1 protein-coding gene is annotated in these 23,636 nt (G+C 52.7%); it reads right to left on the reverse strand.

Annotation, left to right across the window (positions count from 1 at the left end):
* Positions 1 to 19: 19 nt before the first annotated feature.
* Positions 20 to 23,161, reverse strand: coding sequence for a right-handed parallel beta-helix repeat-containing protein (locus FYC48_RS15000; protein ID WP_149497533.1), 23,142 nt, complete (start codon positions 23,159 to 23,161; stop codon positions 20 to 22).
* Positions 23,162 to 23,636 lie beyond the last annotated feature (475 nt).

The raw sequence follows: 23,636 nt of genomic DNA on the forward strand, positions 1-23,636 counted from the left end.
ACCATTAAGTTGCTTCGCATCATCGCATCAATTGTCTGCGAAAACGTGCTAGATCGTGCGCATCGACATCTCCATCACCGTCGAAATCGTAGCTGGGATCGAAGGCCTCGTCCCCAACGTATTGGTTTAGAGTACGACTGAAACGAGCAAGGTCACTTGCATCGACGTCCTGGTCACCGTCTCCATCGCCCAGCAAGCGGAAGAAGTCATCGACGAAGTCGCTCGCCATCACGGAAGCTGAATCGGATTCAATCTTCTCGCGTTGAATCCGAATCGAATACCTACCATCGAGAAGCGCACCACTTGCATCGACCATGTCACCGGCAAATGTTAACGTCGCGATTGTGCGTCCGAGTTCGTTGTGGGTTGTGATGATCGGCGCGATCGTCTCGCCTGATTGAGTTTCAATCTCAATGGCATCTGCCGACAATGTGACGACTGCATCAAACCGGATCGTCAGTGATCGGACGACGGATCGTTGGGCCGTTCCGTCGTCAACGGTAGCCGAAACGACCTCAATTTGGTTTTGCAGAGCGATGTTGATGAGCGCTAAGTCAGTCGCTCCCCGACCGTCGGTCGCTTCAACGTACAGGGAGTAACTGGTGACATGCTCGTAGTCTAAAACGCTTCCGCCAGTCGAGCGAATGACCCCCGATGGATCAATTTCGAATAGTCCGATCCCCGTTCCACCAACGATCGAAAAAGCTTGTGTGTCCTGACCTGGAGCAACTAAGTCCGGATCTGCGTTCAACACCTGTCCGACAACCGTACCGCCGGGAGAGTTTTCGGTGATCTCAAATAGCTGGTCATTCACCCTTGGCGGAGAGTTGCTCGTCCATAGCTCTATCGTCTTGTTGACATCGCTTGATGTCGCATTGCCATCGGAGACCGAGATCGAAATGATTTGATCGATTGCTTCAACTTGGAAGTCGACGTCGACGTAAGCGTGCTCGACAGAGAAAACATTGATGCCAGCGGGCAACTCAACGTGCTCAACTAGCCCATACCCCCAATCAATCGCAAGGGTCAAAGCATCGTTGGTTCCCAAGTCAGTAATTGCTCCTGACAGCACGAAAGTTTCAAACTCTGCGACGGATAACGGGGCGACGACGGAATCAATCGAGGGTGTGAAATTAGCGACAGTGATAGAGAGTTCGGTGTTTGTTACTTGACGACCGATATCGTTTAGAAGGGTCGCCGTTACTTGGAACGATCCAGACGGTTGACTTGAACTGTCATCGACATATCGATGGTCAATCGAAAATGATTGCTCACCCGCTTCGATTGAAATCGACTCAACCGGTGCTCCGTCTTCCCAATCGATAAGCAGGGTATGAATTGCACCTCCGCTAATGTCCCGAAATTGACCTGCGAGAGTCGCGTTTTGTCCTTCGAAGATCGACGGAGTCAGGTCTAAAGTCAGAAATTCGGGGGCAAATCGCACTTCAAATTCCTGAGTGAATTTCCCTCCGGGTTGGCCATCTCCATCACCATCAAAGGAAAGTCCCGACGCATCGTGGATACTGCCGGTGACATCGCTATGAAGTTCAAATCGATAGTTACCCTCGGGAAGGTAGTATTGCAATGAATCGTTAGACTGAGTCGCATCGTCAGTCGATAACGGACCTTCAAGACTCAGTTCCATTGTGGCCGAAGGTGCGCTATGCAAGACGCTTCGATCCAATTGCAAATGGACGAAGGATTCCCCCAAACCGAAGGATGGTGTCAGGACAAACACCGTGTCATCCGCATCCCCAAACATGCCGTTGATGCCTGCCTCTCGAAGTTCATATGCGGAGAACGATCTCGCATCGAAATAGTTGACTTCCTCGCTGAATTGAATTTGGAATGAATCAATCAATGCACTGGTTTGTCCACCCGTCGTAATCGCGTCGGGAGTTGCCGAGACCAGCAATGGAGGCAATACATCGTCGCTGTCGCCTCGAAATTCAATTGCCCCCAGATCGATATAGCCGGACGTTGTAATGAAGCTCAGTTTCTTGTTGTCGAGCCCTGTGGTCATCCCGTCGGAACTCGCAATTCGCGAAACGGTATACGCTCCATCGACGGCATATCCTGCAACCGGTGCAAGGCCGCCGGTTAATCCATAGTGAAAGCCGAAGTCGCCCGAGCGATGTAACGTTACCGCAAACCGAACATCTGCCCCATCGACTCGCGACGTCGCATTCCAATGGAAAGTGACTTGGTCCGCTACCGAATCGTCTACGAATACGCCATCGCCAGCACCACCGGTATGAATGTCCTGCCACATTGCGGTGACGCGGTTCATCGTCTCGGAATGAAGACGTTCGTGCGCATTGGGTGTCCAAGAAAGATTCGTATCGGAGCCAAATTGCAGAAGCCCTTGATTGGATAGATTGACGGACGCTTCGACGCGACCGAAGTAGGGAAAGTCAAAGGGCAGACTGTATTGTACGGTAGCAAATTCTGAGGAACCCAAGTTGAGTGATACACCGATTGCCGCATAACCAACCTCCACGAATGCAGACTCCGCATAGTCGATTGCGCCCATGTTCACTGTTCCTGGATCGTCGCGGCGATCGGACCCTAGGTAGTCGATAGCAGTCGCCTTTAGTAGATCACCCGCATCGATCGCGGGGGAGCCCTTGTAGAGTGCCCAGTTATCGTCTTGACCGTAGTCAACTCCGTTGATGTACCCCAACTGATTATCGATCCCGTTGCGATCGACGAACAACGGATCGGCTTGCTGTGAATGGCTCGCCATACCCGTGGCGTCTTGCCACGCGGTCAAATCAGATGCGAGCACATCTCCAAAGGTACCGTAGTTTGCAGAGGTTCCGCCGCCGAGGGAAATCAAGTTGTAATCGCTCTGCCAACCCGAAAGCGAATCGTTCGCGATGGCAAATGCGGCCCCATTCTCGACCGTGACGATGTTGTTGAAAAACCGAATGTTTTTACTGTCGTATCGATCGTCTCGGTCATACGACGAAGTGATAGTCACGGCATTGCCGACAGCTTGATGGATCGTATTACCGGTCACCAACCCATTGTCACCTTCATAATCCCGTCCGAATCCGTCTAGCAATACGGCTTGATTGGTATTGGCGTAGATCAAATTCGAGACAACAGCGCCATAATTCCCAGTTCCACTGAAGAAGATCCCTTGGCTATTGCTGTAGATCGCATTTCCAATGATCTTCGATTCACGCCATTCACGCCCCCATAGCCCCGTCTGGTTTCCGTAAATCCGGTTGTCTTCGGCGATGGCTCCAGAGGTAATAACGATTCCGGTGTCGTTATCGTAGGTTGTGTTTCCAACAATGGTACCGACCCCATAAATCCCCACGCCTCCGGCGAACGAACTGCCTTGACGATGTCCCCAGACTTGATTGTCGATCGCAATTGCACTGCTGTCGGAAAGATAGATTCCGAAATGAACGTTGTTAAGAACTTCATTCCCACGAACTTCAACCGTATCGCTAGCGAGGACTCCCCAATCGTTTGATAAAACCCGATTACCTTGGATTAGCATCTCCTCAGACTCGGCGAGGATACCGTAGGTACCGTTTTCATGGACTTCGTTTCCGATGATGGTGACGCCAACATTTCCTGACGCCGCTTGGATACCAGAATACTGATTGGAAAAAATCTCGTTATCTTGAAATCTCAGTTGCGAACTGCCCTTGTTATCCGGAAGCCAGATTCCGTAGTAGCCATCAGCAATGCCTAGGTTTGATAACGTGACATTGGAAGCACCCACAATTTCAAAGACCGCTGCATCCTCTGATCCGTTCCCACGTCGAATGACTGCAGACTTATCTGGTTCCGTCGGGCCAGTGATAGTGACTCCCGAATCGTTGTCAGAAATCAAAAGGTTGGCGAGCAACTCATAATCGCCGGTATCCACGTAGATTACGTCACCGGGTTCTAAGTCATAAACTCGTAGCAGCGCTTCCAGTGACGACATCGGACGATCGGGACTGCGTCCGCTGTTGCGATTGTCGCCGGATGCCGTCGTGTATTGGTTGTCACTGAAATTAGTGTCATCGGCGACGTTTATGTAGAACGCGTTTTCACCCGCCGTTCGGGCTGGTACGATCTGGAATGGGGACATTGCCGTCTCAATAGCCGAACCGCTCCGTGCCCGGATCAACGCAGTGATGTCGACGGTTGAATAGCTCTCTGGAATGTGCCATTGATAGATACCAGATCCATCTGTGTTGACAGGAACATCCGTTGCAATTTCCATCCATGAGACACCCATGTCGGTGGAAAGTTCCAGCGTCACCGTATCTGTCAAACCGGCGCTATCAAATTCGATTGGATAAGAATTCCCCGCGAACAACTTCTCGTCACCCGATGGCGAATTGACTCGAATGGTTTGTATGTTACTGGTTGTTGCGGAGTCCGTATTCCCATAAGCACCGATATTTCGTCGGGCACCGTTCGGATTCGGTTCGGAAAAAAATCCGGATAAAGGATTCGCTCGGTCGATACCTGCCGAGGAAGAGCCTAACCGGAAGTCGTCATCAATCGTTTGTGGTGGAATAATCTCATCGATACGAACGGCATCTGCCGTGGGAAAGAATTGATGAGCTCCAATATTCAGACCGGTCATTGAGACGACCAACTGAGACCCAGTTGGAACATAAGTTCCTAGCTGCGTCCATGCGAATCCATCTCGATAGAAATGAAGTATGCCATTATTGAACACATTGTCGTCGCCATAGTGTTCCTGGTCATATGTCACCGAAGCTAAGACACCGCTGTCATCGGAAATCGCATACTGTGCACGAGATTCATGTGGAACGAAAGTCACTGCCAAGCGGTAGGCTTTTCCCGGGGTCAGGCCGTCAAACGTCCAGGTCGCCGATTCACTTTGACTTCGATGTCCAGCCAAATAGTCGTCTCCATATCCATCCCCGGTCACCAGTGTCCAATCGCCTTCTTGCGAGAATCCGGAATCTCCATTGTCGATCACTTCGACGGGAATCACATCCAATCCCAGGACATTGTCCGCCCCATCGACATCAACGAATTGAGGATCCGCAAATAGACTGTGTTGTCCCTTCCCATACAACAGTCGCCAGTCGAGCAAACTCGTCGTGTCGATACCAGACCAAGTGGCGATCGAAGCTCCGTTGCTGAGATCAAAAAGGTTGTAGTCGCTTGAAAACTCGGACAGATCCACGAATGAAGCGATCGAGAACACGCTTCCTTCACTTACTGAAAAGATGTTGTCCTCGAAACGAATACTTGCGATTTCACCGTAGTTCAAATTGATCGCGTCTGAACCGGTGTGCCGAATCGTATTCCCGAAGATGCCTCCTTGCGAGTTGTAATGACCTCTCCACTTTGAAATTTCGATTGCACTATCAAAGCTACCATAGATCAAGTTGGATCTGATTAACGCTTGGTGACTGTAGCCGCCGGGGGCGAGGTAGATTCCGAAGCGATTGCCGAAGATCGTGTTTTGCTCGATGACTGACGGATTCCACTGCGGATAGTCTCGTACGGTACGATTTGTCCAAATCCCATACGTATTGCCATGAATTGCATTGTGCTGGACCATTGCATCTGTGAGCGGCATGACTCCGTTGGCATTTTGAAAAACATCGTTCGCGATTGCCTGCGCTCCGTCCTCGACTCGAATTCCGGTCTGCCGATTTCCATAAACACGATTCTCTATCACCAAAGATCGTGCCCCATCTGTGATGATTCCGTAGTTTTGATTGGCAAAAACCTCATTGTTTTGAACCGTTATCATTGACTCCGCTGGCCCGCCCCCCGGATCCGTTGCATGAATCCCGGTGTCGTTGTGGAAGACTTCGTTTTCACTGACCAGTGCCGGCACAGCAGCGATATACATCCCGTTATCGTTTCCATCCAACTGGTTGGCGACCACCGAAACGTCACTATTCCCACGATCTGCCGTAATCCCGTAGATGTTCCCATGGAGCGAGTTGGAATTGATCGTCGTATCAGTGTTTCCAGAGTTTTCGACTAGATGAATACCGTTGTAAGCACCTGTCATCGTCAAGTGCGAAATAGTCACGTCAGATGTACCAAACAGCTCAAAGACATCCGAACTATCCAGAGTGTTTCCGCGTTCGATGACCGCTTGTTTTGCTGGGTCGCTTGGCCCTGTAATCGTCACGCCGGAGTGTTGCGGACCGAGGAGAATATCACTCTGTAATTGGTAATGCCCGGTATCAACGTAAACAGTGTCACCTGGGTGTAGCTCGTAAACACGAAGCAGTGCGGCAAGGCTGGCCATCGGTGCGTCCGGCCGTTTCCCACTATTGGAGTTGTCGCCCGCAGCAGACGTGTACTGGTTATCGGAAAAGTCGACATCGTCCGCCACATTGACGTAGTATTGGCTTCCCTCAGAAACGATCGCGAAAGGAGTGGACGCTACTTGTATCGATCCACTACGAATTCGCAACATTGCGGTTGGTGTATCAGTCGCGAGTCCATCGGGGATGGTCCAGGAAAAATAATTTACCTGGCCTGTGACCAAAGTGAGGTCGTTGCTGATCTCTGTCCAGGTTTGCCCCAGGTCGACTGAAATGTCGATCGATGCCGTCGCATCATCCGGAAGTCCGACGCCGACAAACTGAACAGGGTTGGTTGATCCCGTTTCCCATTTCTCAAATCCTGTCGGCGAAAGTACCTGAAGCGTTTGGGTCGCACTGCGAGTAGCTTCGTCGGTATTTCCGTAGGCACCAAGGTTGACACGTGCGCCGTTTGGAAGCGGTTCATTGTCAAAGACAAGGGTCGGGTCTCCTCTATCGATACCCGGTGCGTTGCCCGCAAGATGAAAGTCGTCATCGCCGGCATCCGCAATGGCGAGTTCGTCAAGCCGAACCGCATCGATGGGAAGTGATCCGCGACTGAAGTAACTCGATAGACTAAGGCTTTCCGTCTTTGCTTGGAAAGTTCCTATCCAAGTCCAGTGATAACCGTCCGCTTCAAACTCGTCGGAGCCGCCGAATTTGGATCGCTGAATAGTCGCCAAGTTCCCGTCGTCATCGGTAACGTTGTGATGGAGAATATTCCATTGATTACTTGCATTAGAGACGCTGACTGCGAGTTGGTAAGTACGTCCCGGAATGAGACCGCTAAAGGTCCACGGCGACTCGCCGCCGGTAACAAGTTCCGTATTGACAATTGTACCTCCCAAAACATCGTCAGCCCCATTGGGATCGATGAATCCGGGAGCCGTGAAGATGCTATGGGAATCCAGCCCCAACTCGTAGACCCAGTCCGTCTGACTCGTAAACGTCGTGTCGCCCCAGATCGCGAACGTACTCTCGTCCCCTAGATCAAACTGGTTGTAGTCACTAATGAAGTTGGACTGCGAAATCTCATCAACTTGAATCGCGGTGCCCGATCCGACCGAGATAATGTTGTTTCGCAATTCAGATGTGCCTGTCGTGTTACTGATCGAGATGGCATCGCCTTGCGGCTGGAAGATCGTATTCCCGACTGCGTTCAGCCTTGCATTCGTGACGCCGATCGAAACCGTTTGATTGTTATAGAACAGATTCGACGTGACATTCGTCCCATGCATCAACCCTGCGAGGTTTCCAAAGATTTTATTTCGTGTGGCATTTCCGGACCCGATCAATCCTATATCGTTTCCGAAAATCGAATTCTCCTCGACCAGTGAGCCACCTGACATACCGATGTAGTTTTGAAAGACTTCGTTTTCTCTGGCTATTGAGCCGCTAAGTATCACTCCCGTTCCAGCAAACTGAGTGTCACTAGTGCGATAATGACTGTAGACACGGTTGTCTTCCACCACGACTTCACTACCGTGCGTTCGGATCCCCGTAATCGTATTCGAATAGACTTCATTTTGCGTGATTAAGACATCGAGGGTCCAATTTGATTGGTACGAAGTGAAATGGATGCCATCTCGATTCTCATAGACTTGATTCCCGCGAACAACGATCCCGTTGGAACTTCGCGAGTTGTGATATACCCCGGCTTGAGAGTTATTACGAATCACATTGTTTTCAATGATGACATCCCCAATAACTGCCAAACTGCCATGTTGCATTAAGATGCCGTATTCGTTGTCGTAGATCTCCGATGACACGATTCGATTTCGATAGGCACTATTTCCCGGGATAGCTTCGATCGAGACTCCTACTTCTGCGCGGGTGATCGCGAGGTGACTCAACGTGATATCATCGGCTGCTTCAAGCAGAAAAGCAGTGCCGCTACCACCTCGGTCGATGACTGCCGTCTTATCTTCATCGGTGGGGCCGGAGATTGTGACCCCAGAATCGTCGAGATCGATCGCGATTTCGGTGTCAATTTCGTACACGCCGGTATCGACAAAAATCGTATCGCCGTCGCCGAGGTCATAATTATTCAGGATCTGTCTGATCGAAGCAGCCGGCGTCTGTGGGGTCAAGCCATCGGCAGCTTCGCTTCCCGCTGCGGTTGTGTACTGGTTGTCAGTCAGGTCTGCGTCGGCTGCGAGGTTGACATAGTAGCTGTTCGTTTCACCAGCGATTGTTACTGTCCCGACGGAAACGCCGATGGAATCGCCGTCGCCAGCAACCCGTACGTAGTAGTCGCCCAGTGGGATGTCTGTCGCAACATCAAACACTAATATTCCGTTATTGGGACTGCCGTCCGCGATCAGGATGGGATCACCACCGCCGACCGGTATTAGGCTGACATCGACAGTGCCATCGACTTGGCTTGTTCGCCATTCGATGTCAAAGCTCTGCCCAATTGGCCAGACCGCTGACGAACCCGGCTGGGTGACCAAAAGATACTCGGACGCACTTTTAGAAGCGTAAATCGTGCCGCCAAAGGCCCCCAAGTTAACGACTCCGCCGTTGTTGGTTGGTTCGTCGGCAACTGAAACAGCGAGGTCTCCACGGTCTATCCCTGGTGATTGCCGCGTGTCCAGCGTTAGCACGCCAGGGGCAAAAATCGGAAGACCGGTCTCGCTATCGAGAATGGGAGCCAATGCCCCACTGTGGAAGCTTCCGTACAAGCTTTGTAAGTGATAGTCGTCGTCGAAACCGAGTGCGGGTCCGCTTGCTCCGATGACTCCGTCGGCTCCGGCGGGATCAACGAACATGGGGTCGGCAATGATACTGTTTTGATCGAATCCCGTGATTTGGCTCCAGCCGTCCAAGCTGTCGCGTGCCGCTCCTGCCCATGTCCCGATGAAGGCATCTTCGCCAAGCGAAAACAAGTTGAAATCACTATCAAATGTGTAGTCGGTACGCAAAGCTCCCAGGGCGGATCCATTGGTTGCACGAATAATGTTGTTGGAAACATCAGCTGAAATCAGAGTGATCGCAGGCCCCGATGCATTCGTATCGATGGTGTTGTTGCGAATGACCACCCCTGATCCACCACCATTGATCCCCGCGCTCGACACATCGTAGATAAGATTGTTAAGGATTGAACTGGAGCGTGATCCCACGCTTGTGATTCCGGCCGATGATGAGTAGATGACGTTTCCTTGGGCAGCACTCTCTTCAAGGCGGATTCCAGTGCTGCTGTTGAAAATTCGGTTCTCAGCGACCAACACTCGAACATCGGCATCGATTCCCGTGCGGTTGTCGTACAGAACGTTGTTGCGAATCACACTGTCCGTCCATGCTTCGATCCCGGCGGTTCCCCCGTGTCCGTAGACAGTGTTTCCGACGACTCGAACGCCGCCATAAACACTGATTCCTTCTTCGCCGTTTTCAAAGACCAGATTCCCAAGTCCCATCGCGAGATCGGTTGCCCCGATCAGCGTACTGCTATCGCCTTGCCCGACATCGATTCCAACTTTGGCGTTACGATAAACTTGGTTGGCTTGCACGACGCTGTTGGCAGGACTTTGCAAATAAAGCCCTGCTCCGTCGTTATCATGGAAAAGCGAGTGTGAAACTTCCGAAACTGCGCCATCGATCCGTAACCCATCGTCACCGTTTCCACCCGCGACTACCGATGTGATAGAGTCGGCACCTCCCGCGATCCAGATGCCGCGTCCGCCATTGTTAAAAGACTCAATCTCGGAAAGACGCCCTGATTGAGTTCCACCAAGATAAATCCCGTCGGCAGCGTTATTCGAAACCCTCAATCGGCTGATCGCGTTGTTCTCTGATTGCGAATCGGAATGCACTCCATAGGTTCCGCCGAAGAGCACAAAATCACTGATGACAAGGTAGTCAGCGTCGACAAGACTGATCACCGGGGCAAGCGTAGTCGAAAACGCATGAGTAAGACTGGTTTCACCTGCAAGCGAACCGCGAAGGGTGAAACCTTCGTCATCACCAACTCCGGATTGGTTTGAGATGATGATCGGACGGAAAATCGAGTAGTGCCCCGTATCAATCGACAAGGTATCGCCCGCACCGATGGAGTAGGCATCGAGGATGCTATTGACAGAAGGCTTGGGTGATGACGCAAGCCGTCCCGTATTTCGGTGATCGCCGACTGCTGAAGTAAATCCATCATCGATCAACTGGTCATCATTGACGAAGAACTGATTTGTGCCTTCGGGAACACTAAAGACTTCCAGGCTACGATCAAAAACGATGGGATCGTTGACCATCGAGAGCTGCAATCGCAAGCCGTGGGTTCCTTCCGTGATCCCCGATGTCGCGGGCGTCCAAGAGAATTCGCCATCGTTACCAGTCGCCGCAGCGATGTTGGTCAGAAGCGTGGGACCACCGGCAGTGTCTTGATAGACATCGATTCGGATCGCCTCGTTATCCGGGATATCGAACGAATCCCAACGGATAGTCTTCGGGACATCGCTATTCCAATCCACGTATAAGTCGGGGCTGCGCAGGTAGAGTCGCGGTCCGCTCGATTCATTCGAGACATCCGCTGTCGTCGCTGATCGGGCACCGATGTTCATGCCAGCTTGGTCGTCGATCACAACGAGTGATGCGTCGTCAATCCATTCTTGCTGGCCTGCTAAGGCCGCGCCTTCACTCACAATTCGATAGACGATCGACCGCGTTTGCGCGGGGATCCTGAACCGTCCGCCAACGATATGCCATCGGTCACGCGTCACACTGCTGGAAGCAAGCACTGTGTCTATCGTTGACTGATCTGCGGCGCGAAATTCAATCTCCAGTCTCAACGTGGTAGAATCTTCGGTGCCATCCCCCAAACGCAACCGCAGCGACGCGATCGCATCGAGCCTGGATGCATCCAGGTGTCCCACGTCGACACCATTTCCCACAAGATCGATCACTTGAGAAAGCGATCCGGTCGCTGATGAAATCACATTCAGCGATCGATTCCCTCCGAATGCTGATGATGTCTGAATCGATGCGTTTAACGTTGGCGACTGTGTCCATTCGGAAAGGTCGTCTTCGAAGCTAGGGTTAAGTAGAAGTTGCCCCGAGCCCCCTTGCCGAACTGATTCCTCTGGCCAAATAACAAGTGGATGACCGCCATCGATTGCCACCGATGTGCGACGCTGATTCGCACTGGAACTGACCTGGCGTGTATGGACTGAGGCGCTTATGGAGTGAATTGGCTCGACGCCGGTGGGTGAAACACGTGTCACGCCGTAGGAATGCTGATCAAATTGACCAAGATCGATTCGCCAGTCCAGTACATCGTCGAATTGATGACCAAGGTAGTTGATCTCGGATAAAACGTTGTAGTCGGCAAAGTAGCCAGCTTCACTTCCCGAGTTGACTTCGATCTTGCTTCCGAATCCGAACAGGTTTCCAATCAGTTCCGCCTCACGTGTTGCAGAACGCAGGTCAACGGTCCCAATACCTAAAAATGTATTGTTGTGAACACGCGTGCTAACGGTGCCTTTCATTTCGAGATGAAGCGAATTGTCCTGGAATAGGTTATTGCGTATCCATTGGTTGTCATGCGCCTGGACCGCGACCTCGTTTTGTCTCAATTCATTTCCAATGATGGCTCCCGTGACATTCACTCCGATGTTTGATCCAGAGATCAAATTCCCCCGTTCCTGCAGACCGACATCACCAACGCCTTGAACGCCGATGGTGTTACTATCCAGTTGCTGCATCACAACGGAGGTTTGATCAAGTTCGACACCGACGTTGTTATTAATGATCCAATTGGCTCCGGCGGAACCGAAGGGTCTCGTCCCACCAGAAACAACGACGCCGACGGAATTGTTTTCAATTCGGTTGCCAAACAGGTCCGCATCCGCACCGTAGCGAACTCCGACAGATGAATCGGAGATCTGGTTGTCACGAATCGCCCCCGTCCACGCCGCCTGCAAGTCTAGTGTTCCGGCGATGTGATTGTGCCGCATCATTCCATCGACGGGACTTGCGATTAAGACTCCTTGCGAAAACGTGTTGTGCTCAATGGTGACATCGTTCTGGTTTCCTACGAAGCGAAGTGGGCGGGAAATATGGTTGTTAGAAAATGTGAGACCATCTCCTTCGCCCTCCAGCAGAATCAGCGAATTGATTTCATTGCGAAGAAACCTCAATCCGACGCCATCGCGAATTTGAAAGGTCGGTCCTGAAAAGATTGAGTCTCGTATTGTCAGGTTCGACGCCGAGTTAACATTCAAGGTTCCACTGAATCTGAAACCTTGGAAGGTGACGTTTGATGCATCGGAAACAGTGACGGAAGCATGTATCGCAATGTCACCGCCGGCCAATATTTCGACACCCGAGTCAGATTGGGCAACATCGATCGGGTCGTATTGGTCAACCGTGACGAAGATACGATCGCCGGGACCGAGGTTTTCAGCGGCAAGAATGTCGGCAACTGACTGGGCTGCATCTGCGACAAAGGTCCGGATCGGCTCGCTTCCGCTTGTGATCGCTCGAACCACACTTGTCGAACCATTGAACTCGGTCCACGTCATCCAAAGCTGACCAGCATCTCCGGCAGCCGTTGCCAACGATTGCAGTGTGCCCTGATGACTCGACACAATCGAGGTACCAGGTGACGCCATCGGTTGAAACGTACTTCCATCGAATCGAGTGGTTACGACGTGAGCCTCGTCGTCAGCAAAGGATTGCTCCAGCCATGTCAACGAAAGCACGTTGTCGTGAGAAATTAGCTGAGGAGAGGACGCGTTTGCCAGTCCCGGTCGACGTTCGCCAGAGAGTCCGACGCCACTCGCGGCCCCTGGTGCGGCTTCTTCCCATTGGCCATTGACGTAGCGTCGGACAAAGATTTCAGCACCGAAATCCTCTTCCTGCAATGCGTCGGACCAAGCCAAGTACAAGTCGCTGTCGTGGTAGGCGACCGTCGAACTCGTTGCAGCAATCGCGGATCCGCTAACCCCAGTTGACTCTGAAGTCGAAAGGTCATTCCAATTCAAACCGTCAAATTCTTTGACGTGAATTTGGCTACCCTCAGCATGTTCACGGGTAAAGCTGACAGCGATCAAATCGCCATTTTGGGCCAATGAGAAATCGATCACGTCTTGAGTCAGGCAAACTCCAAAACCATTTGTAGACCCATCAACTCCGTGCCATGATTTCGTTACACCGTTGTAACGCATCGCAGTCAAGTCCCGGATTCCAGTCACTTCGTCGATGTAGGCAATCAGCGGGCCGTTTGGGGTACTGATGACCTGTGGTGCACTCGCACGATTTCCTGTGCTGACCAATCCTGAATCCATTGACGACAGCGGCAGCCATGTTTCGGAATTCGAATCCCATGTCATTGCCCGGACCCACGAATCGTCATTACTTCGTTCTGTCCAAGCCACAATGGGGTTGCCCAACGTGTCGATGACAATCGAAGGTTCTGTTGAGCTTGTTTCGGAATTAGAAATCCCGCCAAATCCGGCTGACCCGTCTAGTTCAATCCAGCCTGTGTTTGTGTCATGCTTCGCCACGTAGATTTGAAAGACGCCCGACCGATCATCATTCCAAGCGACATAGCGTGCGGTACCATCAACCGCGATGACACTACCTGATGCGATTCCAACTCTACCGCTGACTCCATCTGCTGAGGCGCTTCCGTCGACACCGTTCCATATTCCGGGTTCGGTGGATCCATCGGGGAGGCTTGCAGACTGGGAAGCATCCGGGATGGCAGGTGCGACCGCGGGAGCGTCCGTTGCCGTTGGCGGAAGATAGGCAGACGGATCGATGGATTCACCGTCACCGAAGTTGATCGTGTCTCCGGAACTGTTGCCGGCATCGATCGCATCGTCTTCCTCCTCGCCGAACAGGATGTCGTTCCCTCCGCCACCGAACAGTTGATCTCGGCCCGGGACACCTCGGTAGACTGGGGCCGAGAGAGAGATCGTCCCGATACCAAAGTCGCCATACAGATAGTCAACGGCAGCGTCATCACCGACCCCATCGGCCGTGTGTCCGTACAACTGATCATGGTGTGACTCACCAAGGATCGTATCGGTCCCGGGGCCGCCTTCGATGAAGTCGTCCCCATCGCCACCCCAAATCTGATCGTCGCCTTCGTCGCCGCGTAGCTGATCGTTGCCTCCATAACCAAAGATCGCATCTTTCCCCGGTCCGCCACTGGCAATGTCCGCGCCGTCCTCGCTGCCATAAAGAACGTCGTTGCCTTCGCCGCCTAAAAGTTGGTCCCCGGCGCCACCGCCACCGTGAAGTTCGTCATTGTCCTCCTCGCCCGCAAGCAAGTCGACTCCGGTACCACCGTTGAGCCAATCGTTTCCGGGGCCGCCCCAGAGTTGATCTGCGCCGCCGTAACCAAAGAGGCGATCATCCCCCATGCCACCGCGCAGTCGATCAGATCCAAACACGGAGCCGTAGATTGTGTCTTCGCCGGCTTCACCGTCAGCTTGATCGCCGGTTCCCGCGCCCACATCGATGGTGTCGTTGCCTATTCCACCGAGAACAAAATCGGCACCTGATCCGGCATTGATTTGATCGTTTCCTTCGCCGCCAAGGATGTAATCGGCGCCACCAAATGAGCGGATCAGATCGTTGCCTGCCCCAGCGTCGATGTAGTCGCCGAAGCGTTGATCATCGGCAAAGTCGGGATCGATTTCGCTCCCGAGATCCGAACCGATCAGAGTGTCGTCGCCGTCACCGCCAAGCAGTGTGTCGCCGACGCTGGGGCCCGCATCAATGGTGTCGTCACCCGCTTCGCCGGCGATCGTGTCAACGCCTGAACCACCATCAATGTAATCATGGCCATCACCTCCACTGAGGAGATCACTGCCCGGGCCTCCAAGGATCCGATCATCCCCGTCCCCACCTTCGATCGTATCGTCGCCAGCCCCACCCTCGGCAATGTCGTCTCCTCGACCGCCGTCGACGAAGTCGTCGCCGTCACCCGCATCGATTCGATCATTGCCCACGTTTCCTAGGAGTTGGTCGTTGCCAGAGCCACCGCCAATCAAATCATCGCCGGTACCGCCATCGACGGTGTCGTTGCCGGTGCCCGCTTGAATTCGGTCGTCGCCAGTTTCGCCAAGAATGTCATCGTCGTCGGCGCCGCCGAAGAGCAAGTCGTCGTGCGGTCCGCCTTTGATTTGATCAGTACCTTCACCGCCAGAGATCGTGTCTGATCCGGATTCTCCCGAGAGTTCGTCGTTGCCTCGTCCGCCACCAATTGTGTCGTCGCCCGATCCGCCGCGAACGATGTCGTTGTCGTCATCACCGGATAAGACGTCATCGCCGCCATCACCAAAGATCGTGTCCTGGCCCGCGTTGCCTTGAAGCGAGTCGTTGCCGGAACCGCCTTCGATCAGATCGTTTCCGTCGCCACCTGTGACTTCGTCGTCGCCGAGACTTCCGCGGATCCAATCATCTCCGCTATCCCCATGGATAATGTCATTCCCGCTTCCGCCGAACAGAATGTCATTGCCGCCGCCGCCATCGAGTTCGTCGTTGCCGCGTGCTCCGTCAATGACATCGTCACCGAGGCCACCCTCAATTGCGTCGTTGTCGTCGCCGCCATCGAGGACATCTTCGCCGGCACCGCCAAAGAGCTGATCGTTACCGTCACCCCCGGAGAGTACATCTGCATCGTCGTCTCCATGTAAGACATCATCGCCATCACCACCGATGCCGGTGTCGACTCCGTCGCCACCGCTGATGTTGTCATTGCCAGAACCGCCGGAAAGTATGTCACTTCCGATTCCGCCAAGTAACACATCATTTCCTTGCTCGCCGTACAGGCTGTCATCACCGGATTGACCTTCCAGTCGGTCATCGCCTTCTTCGCCGAAGAGACGGTCGTCCCCGTCCCCGCCGCGAAGCACATCATCGCCCCCGCCGCCACGGATTGAGTCGTTGCCCGTTCCCCCGTCAATCGTATCGGGGGCAGTGCCCGATCCACCTAAGAGATTGTCATCGTCCGCTCCTCCGTGAATCGTGTCGGCGTCGTCGCCTCCGTCGATCAAATCGTCTCCGGCACCTCCATCGATCGTGTCCAACCCGGAGTCGCCGAAGAGCCGGTCGTCGTCGTCACCACCGTCAATGACATCGTCACCGCCGCCGCCCGAGATTTGATCTCGACCAGAATTGCCCTCGATCGTGTCGTCGCCAGCATCGCCTGCGATTTGGTCGTTGTCGGCCCCTCCGTACAGCTTGTCGTTGCCCAATCCTCCCGCGATCTTGTCGTTACCAGATTCGCCATAGATCGTGTCGTTGCCCGCTCCTCCGAGAATCGTATCGGATCCTGTTCCTCCGCGAATCGTATCGCCACCGTCACTACCTTCCAGGCGGTCATCGCCTCCATCACCGTAAAGAACGACGTTACTGCTACCCCGGTAGATCAGTGAATCAGCCTTTTCGCCACCGGAGAACACACCGCCAATACTGACGCTCTGATCGACTAAAAGAGAGTCTTCACCGAGCCCAAAGTCAGCTCGAATCAAAGAGACATCGCCGAGCGGAAATGACTGAGACACCCCATACGCCTCAACGATCAATTCGGTTGAGGTTTGCTTGATTTGGTAGCTTTCGGAACTGTCGGTCGCATCGTCTGATCGCAACGACGCACGGTCACCGACGTTCAACCACAATGTTCCGTCATCAAGCTCTGCCAGCGTCGGCGAATTCTCCAATCCGCCGACGTTCAAGTCATCCAGATCAAGAATGACTTGATGAAGAAACTCCCATTCGTTCTCGTAGAATGTTTCCTTGACTGTCCGATATTTCGGCCGCGACAAATCTGGAACATCTTTGCAGTAAGTTGCGAAACAAACCTCCTTTGTTTCGTGGCCGGCAAAGATTTGTACTTCAAACCCGGCCCACACAGACGCCACTAATTCACCAACGAGGCGGCCAGAAAGATCAAACAATCCAGTCGGGTCACCATTGGCAAGGCCCAACAAACTTGCCATTTCGTTGAAGCGAACCTTGCCGTCTTCGTCGATATCCCGCAGGTCAAGTTTTAATGTGCCCGGTGTTCCGTCACTGTCGAGAGTCCGCAATCGGCCAGAGGCAGAGGCGTCGACGAGCTCTACGATGTTCGCGAAATCGACGCCGTAACCTCCACGGATTTTATAAGAAAAACCGAGCTCAACTTCGATCTTGTCATTACCGGAGTCATCGAAATCAGTCAGGTAAAGACCGTTGAGTAAGTCGGCCGGTCGCCCGGAATCAATGATTTCACGAAGTCCGCGGGTGTCGTACGCTAGATCGACATCGAACAAGTATTCGTAGTCGCCTTTCAAGTCGACGTCAAAATTGGGGTAGATCGTGAATCTTCCTCCGGGCAGATTCCCTGAACCCTCAAATCGAGGCAAATCATATACGGCAAGGTCGACGTCTTTGTTGAAGAGCAATCCAAATGCCGACGCTGGATTCTCGAGGATGGGATAGTACAACCCTCGTCCTCGATCTTGGACCGTATGAAATGATTCCTTGATCGCATCTAAGGAATTCGCCGCCAATCCCGTTGCCTCGAGCGAGTCCAATGCTGCTGCGACGTCGATAGACTCTAGCGTTTCCAATGCCCGGTCTACTGAAAACGATTGCCTGCGTGGATCAGTCGATTCGGTAAGATCCAAATCGCCGAGATGGTAGTGCAATGAACCTCCGCTGCCGCGAAGGTTGTCTAGAAGTTCTCTTACGCTGATCACCGTATCAGCCAGCAAGAACCATGGACTCACACTAGAGAGGCAGCTGATCGCATCGGCAATTTCGACTGTATCTCCGATGTCATGACATCCCAAAGAAGACGCCAACGCAGAAAAATCCGACAGAATCGGAATCGGTTCTAAAATGACATCAAGCAGCGGATCCAGTGGCCGGAGCATCAATTCCGCTTGCTCCACCAAAGGCTTCACGACGGTCGTGGCAAAACCCCCTAGGTCGATTGTCGCATTCTGAAATTGGATCCTAAGTTCGTTTTCCGTGTCGTCTGACGAAACGATAGGCAACTCCAATACAAAATCCGTTTCAAATCCTGGGAAATAATCGGTATCGAAACGCGACGCTAGATGAAGATTCAGGGACACACCACCGTCGTAGCTGAAATCCCAAGAGGAAGAATTGCGGAGTTCGGAAAGGGTGATCCGGTGGTCCCCGGGCGTCGGGTCAATAAAATCGAGACTTGTCTCGAGCCCTAAATTCGAAGGAGAAGCGTCGTTGTCTTCGACCGAAAGAGAAAGCAATCCGAATTGGGCATTGATCTCCGCATCGGGAATTTCAATTCCAAAGTCCGCGACAAACTCGGGTGTCGTGCTGTCGCTGTGGGTCAAATAAAATCCGTCTTGTTCGCTGACGCCGAATCCAAGATTCCAAGTGAACCCAAGTCCGGCATCCAAAGGGATATCACCCTCGATGTCAAAGCCCAACAGTGGAAGTCCAATGTCCAGTGGGATATTCGCTCCAAATGCGGAGAGCGATCTGACAAGCTGCACATCGAACTGAATGAAGTCGTCTGAGTTATCCGCGACGACGTCGTGGTAGTCGCTGTTCCCATCGGGTGTGCCTTCAGGACCTGATATATCTCCAGGCGTAAGACCAGCTCCGACAAAACCGTTATAAAGGAGCTGTTGAACTTCGGCGATCGCATTGGACTCGATGTTCTGAACCGAACTTGCAAGCGTCGAAGTAAGAGCTGCGGCGAAGCTGTTACCTTGGGCAAGTCCGTTTCCGACCAACGGCAACTCAAAAGAGGACCATTGCGAACCGAGTTTACTGCCAAACAATCCAAGCAACTGATTGATACCGTTCTCCAAGGCGCCCAGTAGCGAGAAGTCTGCGAACAGTGATTCGACCGGAGGATGTTCGACCAGTTCGGCGGTGGACGCGTCGAGGAGGTCCGTTTGCACGAAGACGACATGATTTTCCGGATAATCGTCCAGGTCGTCCCCCGGGTCGCTACCATCGTCTTCGTCAACGCCTCCCATCGGTGTCGAAGGGTCAGGATAGTAGAGCGGAAGGTCTGTTCCAGCTTCGCCAGCATGATCGAATTCAATTGAATTGCCTACGAAGCTTGGTGCGTAAAAGCGATCGCCTGCATCGCCCGAGACGTAGAAACCGAAGGTCGCCGGCTCTTCACTACTTCCAAGACCGTCGGCATCGATCGCAACTCTTCCATCGCTCACGGTGACACCGATCGGGCCCAAGGTCATTGCCCCGGACAAAGCTTCCGCATGCGATTTCAGTTCCAACTCGACCTGGGACTCCGCGTCAACATAACTGCGAGGATTCGATGGATTCGAAAGATCCACGCCGACGACGAGATCGGTCACCAATGTCAGATTGGTGTGTGAATCGCCACCGAGTAAGCTGTAACCGCCGACATCAATTGAGACCGCATCAACTCGATTAATGAGCTCGTCAACGATTTCAATCTCGATTTGAATCGCTTCACAGGAAAGAGACAGATCGACTTCGATCGATTCGCTCGCACTGGGCGCGATGCCAAGCAGGTCGGCGAGCGTTTCTTGGATCTTAGCTTCCGCTTTTCCTATCGATTGTGCAGGAAAGTTCTCCAGTTCAGTAACGGCAGCCTCAAAATCACTCGCAAACTGGTGGACGTCACTGAAATTTCCGTTGACCAGCGGGATGTTGCCTTCGGAAGGCAGATCTGAAACCGCGTCGTTGATAAAGTCCGAAGCAGCACGTAGCGACTGGACGATTTCGGTGTAACCGACGTGTTGATAACAGAGGAACTCTGCCGGAACATCTAAGTCCCTCGTGGAAAGGTCTGCGAAATCAGACCAAGTGAAATAGGCGGTGTCATCACCATCGACGATGAATGCACCGTCTGCAGGTCGAAAGTCTTTCAATTCGAACGACGCCGCACCGCCGGCCTTTGCGGTGACAACTGGCGGAGATTGATTCACGTGGTAGCGAGAGTTGATACCGTCCAACGCAACGGAGAACGTAGAGTTTCCTTCGCCGTGATTCGACAGCACGTCCAAGAAACCATACTGGCCATCCATGGTGATTGAGCCGGCCGCTAGATCGACAACGCCAGCGATGTGGCTATCGTCAATGTAGAAATGCTCTGGTTGCGTCGGGCCACTTGAAGCGGGGACGTTGATTCCAAACTCAAATGCGACTTCGTCTCTCGCAACGAAAGAGCCCTCGGTCACCGTTTGTGGATAAATCAGCGGCAATTGCAGATGATCGGGAAACGGTTGCCCGGCCAGAGGGTCGTGCGGAAGCGTGACCAAATCCAGCTTGTTCTGAAATGTCTCGCCGACAACTTGAAATTCAAAGCCGATCGAGAACTCGCCAGTCGAGGGATCGTATCCGTAGTGAGCAATCTCTGAATCAAGCAGCGCCACCAATTCTTGAAGCGTGCTGAAGGATGGTTGCCCTTCGGAAATCAACTTGGACTCAATTGCTGTGCTTAGTGCACCCGGTGTGTCGAATAGGTTTTCGGTCGTTAATTGCCAGCCAAAGGGAACCGCTTGAGGTTCTTCCAGCAAATCGTTCCATTGTGATTGCCAATCCAAGGTCGACGAAAGCATCTCTTGCACTTCCGTCGCAGTCAGATTGCGAAAGTGGATGATCTCGTCGAAGTCCGAGTAAACGATTGTTGAATCGACATCATCAAAGGCGTCTTCTTCCACAACAGAAATGTGAGGATTCGTACCACTGGTGGAAAAATCACCGAGCGTCGCGCTCATCGGGAACTGTGCTTCGGCCGACGTCTCTGTTGAGAACTGAAACAGTTCTTCGAGTGTTAACCCTTGCTGAATGGTTGCCCCGTCGATCCTGCCGCGTTGGTCTTGAAGTGCATCGTTGAGTTGAACTTCAATGCCGGTTTGCAAATCAATCGTTCCGCCGACAACTTCGGTGCCCAGAACTCCAACGTTGAGGTCGAAATCCAACGCTTGATGCGACGCTTGTACTGAAGTCTGAAGGTCGTCGATGTCAAAGAAAAACTCTTCGCCGGTGCTTAGCCCAACACCGAACGACAGATCCAGCGTCACACGTCCTTCCAGGTCAATCAGGACTGGGGTATGCAGATGCAGGTTGGCCTCTTCCCATGCAGCTCCCAAATCGACAGGAACATCCGGGTGTGTTTGTGTTGCCGTGACTGTCAAGCCAAATCGAAGTTCGTTTCCCTCATCGTGTAGGTATCGACCACCGGTCACCGAGTTCGGCTGTACTTGAAACAGGACACCGTCAACGGCGTTCGCCGAGCTTTTGAACAGATCAATGATCTCGTCTGTACTTGGTGACGTTGTTGAGGCGAAGTAAGATTCTAGCGGTGCATGGATGGCGTGTTGGAGGGTCTCCGCGAGCGGTACAAAGTTGCCGTAGTCTTGCTGCACCAACGGGATATCGGTTTGAAAGAGTGCCGAATTTTCGATGGAATCGAAGACATCGGTCAGTTGACTCAGCCCATCGACAAGCACGACGGCTGAATCCGGCTGGACGTCTGAAGCTTCGACAAACGGAACCAGATTGACTTGGAAAACACCATTGTTCGACAGACCAAAACGAACCGGTCCGTTCAGTCCATCACCGTTCCATTCGCTTCCGTCCGCTGAAATCCACGTTCGAGGATCGTTATAGGTGATGTGGTCGACGTATCTCGGTTCTTGATAATTTACGCCTGATTGCAAAAGCGTTAGGAATTGATTTCGAATTCGCCCTACGTCGTAACCGACGCTCGCATTGTCTTGTAGGTAGTCGCGGATTGCCGATAGGACATCTCGGTTGTTCCATGCACTCAAAGAGTTTTCGGTGTCGCCGGGGATTTCAACTTGGACCGCTTGATCGAGAGGGTAGGTACCAGCGGGGGCTTCGACGTAGGTTCCAGATTCCAGAAAAACCAGTTGATCCGAACTACCGCTGACATAACGAATTCCATCAATGGTTTGATAGGCAAAGAAGGGAGCCGTTGAATCATTTGTTGACGGAGTTTCAAAGTCCAGTTCGAGACCGCCGTGATGATCTCCGTCGAACTCTTCTCCGCCAACCGGTCCGCCATAAGGAAGACTGCCACGACGGAGTTCAAGCCGATCTTGTTGTGCGACATCATTGTCAGCTTGCGCGTCGTCGGCGAGAAAAGGAATGAATGAGGTCTGACTTGATGACGCTTGGACCCAACGGCTTGAAATGAAACGTTCCGTTTGATCACTCCCGTCAAGGTTCGGTAGAACGTGTACCCCGTCAGCGGTCGTATTGATTGCTGCGACATCGAGCTCTATCCAACGCGGTGCATCAATGGAATTAATAAGATCACGTCGAATATCCGAGGAGGGCGTTAGCGGATTTCCCGTCGAAGCAGCGTTAAACAACCCAATGGAATACTTAGTCGCTGTGTCAAAGCTGGCCGAAAGAGGCACTTCATCTCCCGTCGGGCCGACGTAGCCAAGGCTCCGAAGCCGCTGTTGGACTCGTAACGCATCTAGCGACTGATTCCCGAAAGTTACTGCGGCTGGCTGATCAATGCTAAATCCCGACTGGATGTCGATCTCAATCGTCTCCGGCAAATGATCGATCATTAGGTCCACCACAATCGTGCCCGAATCGATGTGAGGAGCGACGAAAAATGTCCTACTTTGTTCCAGTGGTGGTAACCCCAGCTGTGACGGTAAAAACAGGGTCGCGTCATTAGAATCGGCAAGTCCAGGAAGTTGATCACCGATCCCGTCAAAGTGATCGCTTAGGCGAATTTCGATGATGTCGCCCGACAGGCCGGAGAAGTTCGCAAGCACACGGCGATCTTCAAGGGCTTCGATCAAGTGTCGCCGTTTCGGAAGCCCCATTCTTCCTGTGTGGGCACTTAAGTTCTTACGGCGTTTCGTATTGCGTGCTCGTCGCATAATGCGTCTTGCTCATTCAAAGATGGCGAGTTTTGACTAAGTCCCAGATTGCTAGTCAGTCCGTTGTTAGCCGATGGAATGCGTTTTCCGGAGTGCCCGTTGCGAGGCAGAATCGGTGGCATAAACCACTGTCCAGATTAACAGGCGCAAAACGCTCTCCCATTGTCCAACCAGTTTTCCGGGAGCTCGCTTTTTTAGGGGGCATGACCGGCCATAGCGGGCTGCCTGCGAGTTTCGCTAGAGAAGCAAATGGCGAATACTCGCCACACAATCGCCGACCGGTGGGGTGGGCCAAAGAGCAGGTGACTTGAATCACTGGCGGCACGACCGTGAAAACAATCCGGTTAAAGTGCCATTAGAAGGCTGCCAATTGACTGAACGGTCGAAAGCTTACGGAACGGTAGAGCGGACTGGCTGGATTTATGCCGACCAAAGCAGGCCCACTTCGATCAAATACCGAATTTAAAACGTAGCC

It is taken from the genome of Roseiconus lacunae (genome assembly GCF_008312935.1).
Classification (GTDB): Bacteria; Planctomycetota; Planctomycetia; order Pirellulales; family Pirellulaceae; genus Stieleria; species Stieleria lacunae.

Excerpts from the sequence above, each read along its gene's own strand:
- FYC48_RS15000 (WP_149497533.1), bottom strand. The coding sequence starts at position 23,161 with ATGCGACGAGCACGCAATACGAAACGCCGTAAGAACTTAAGTGCCCAC.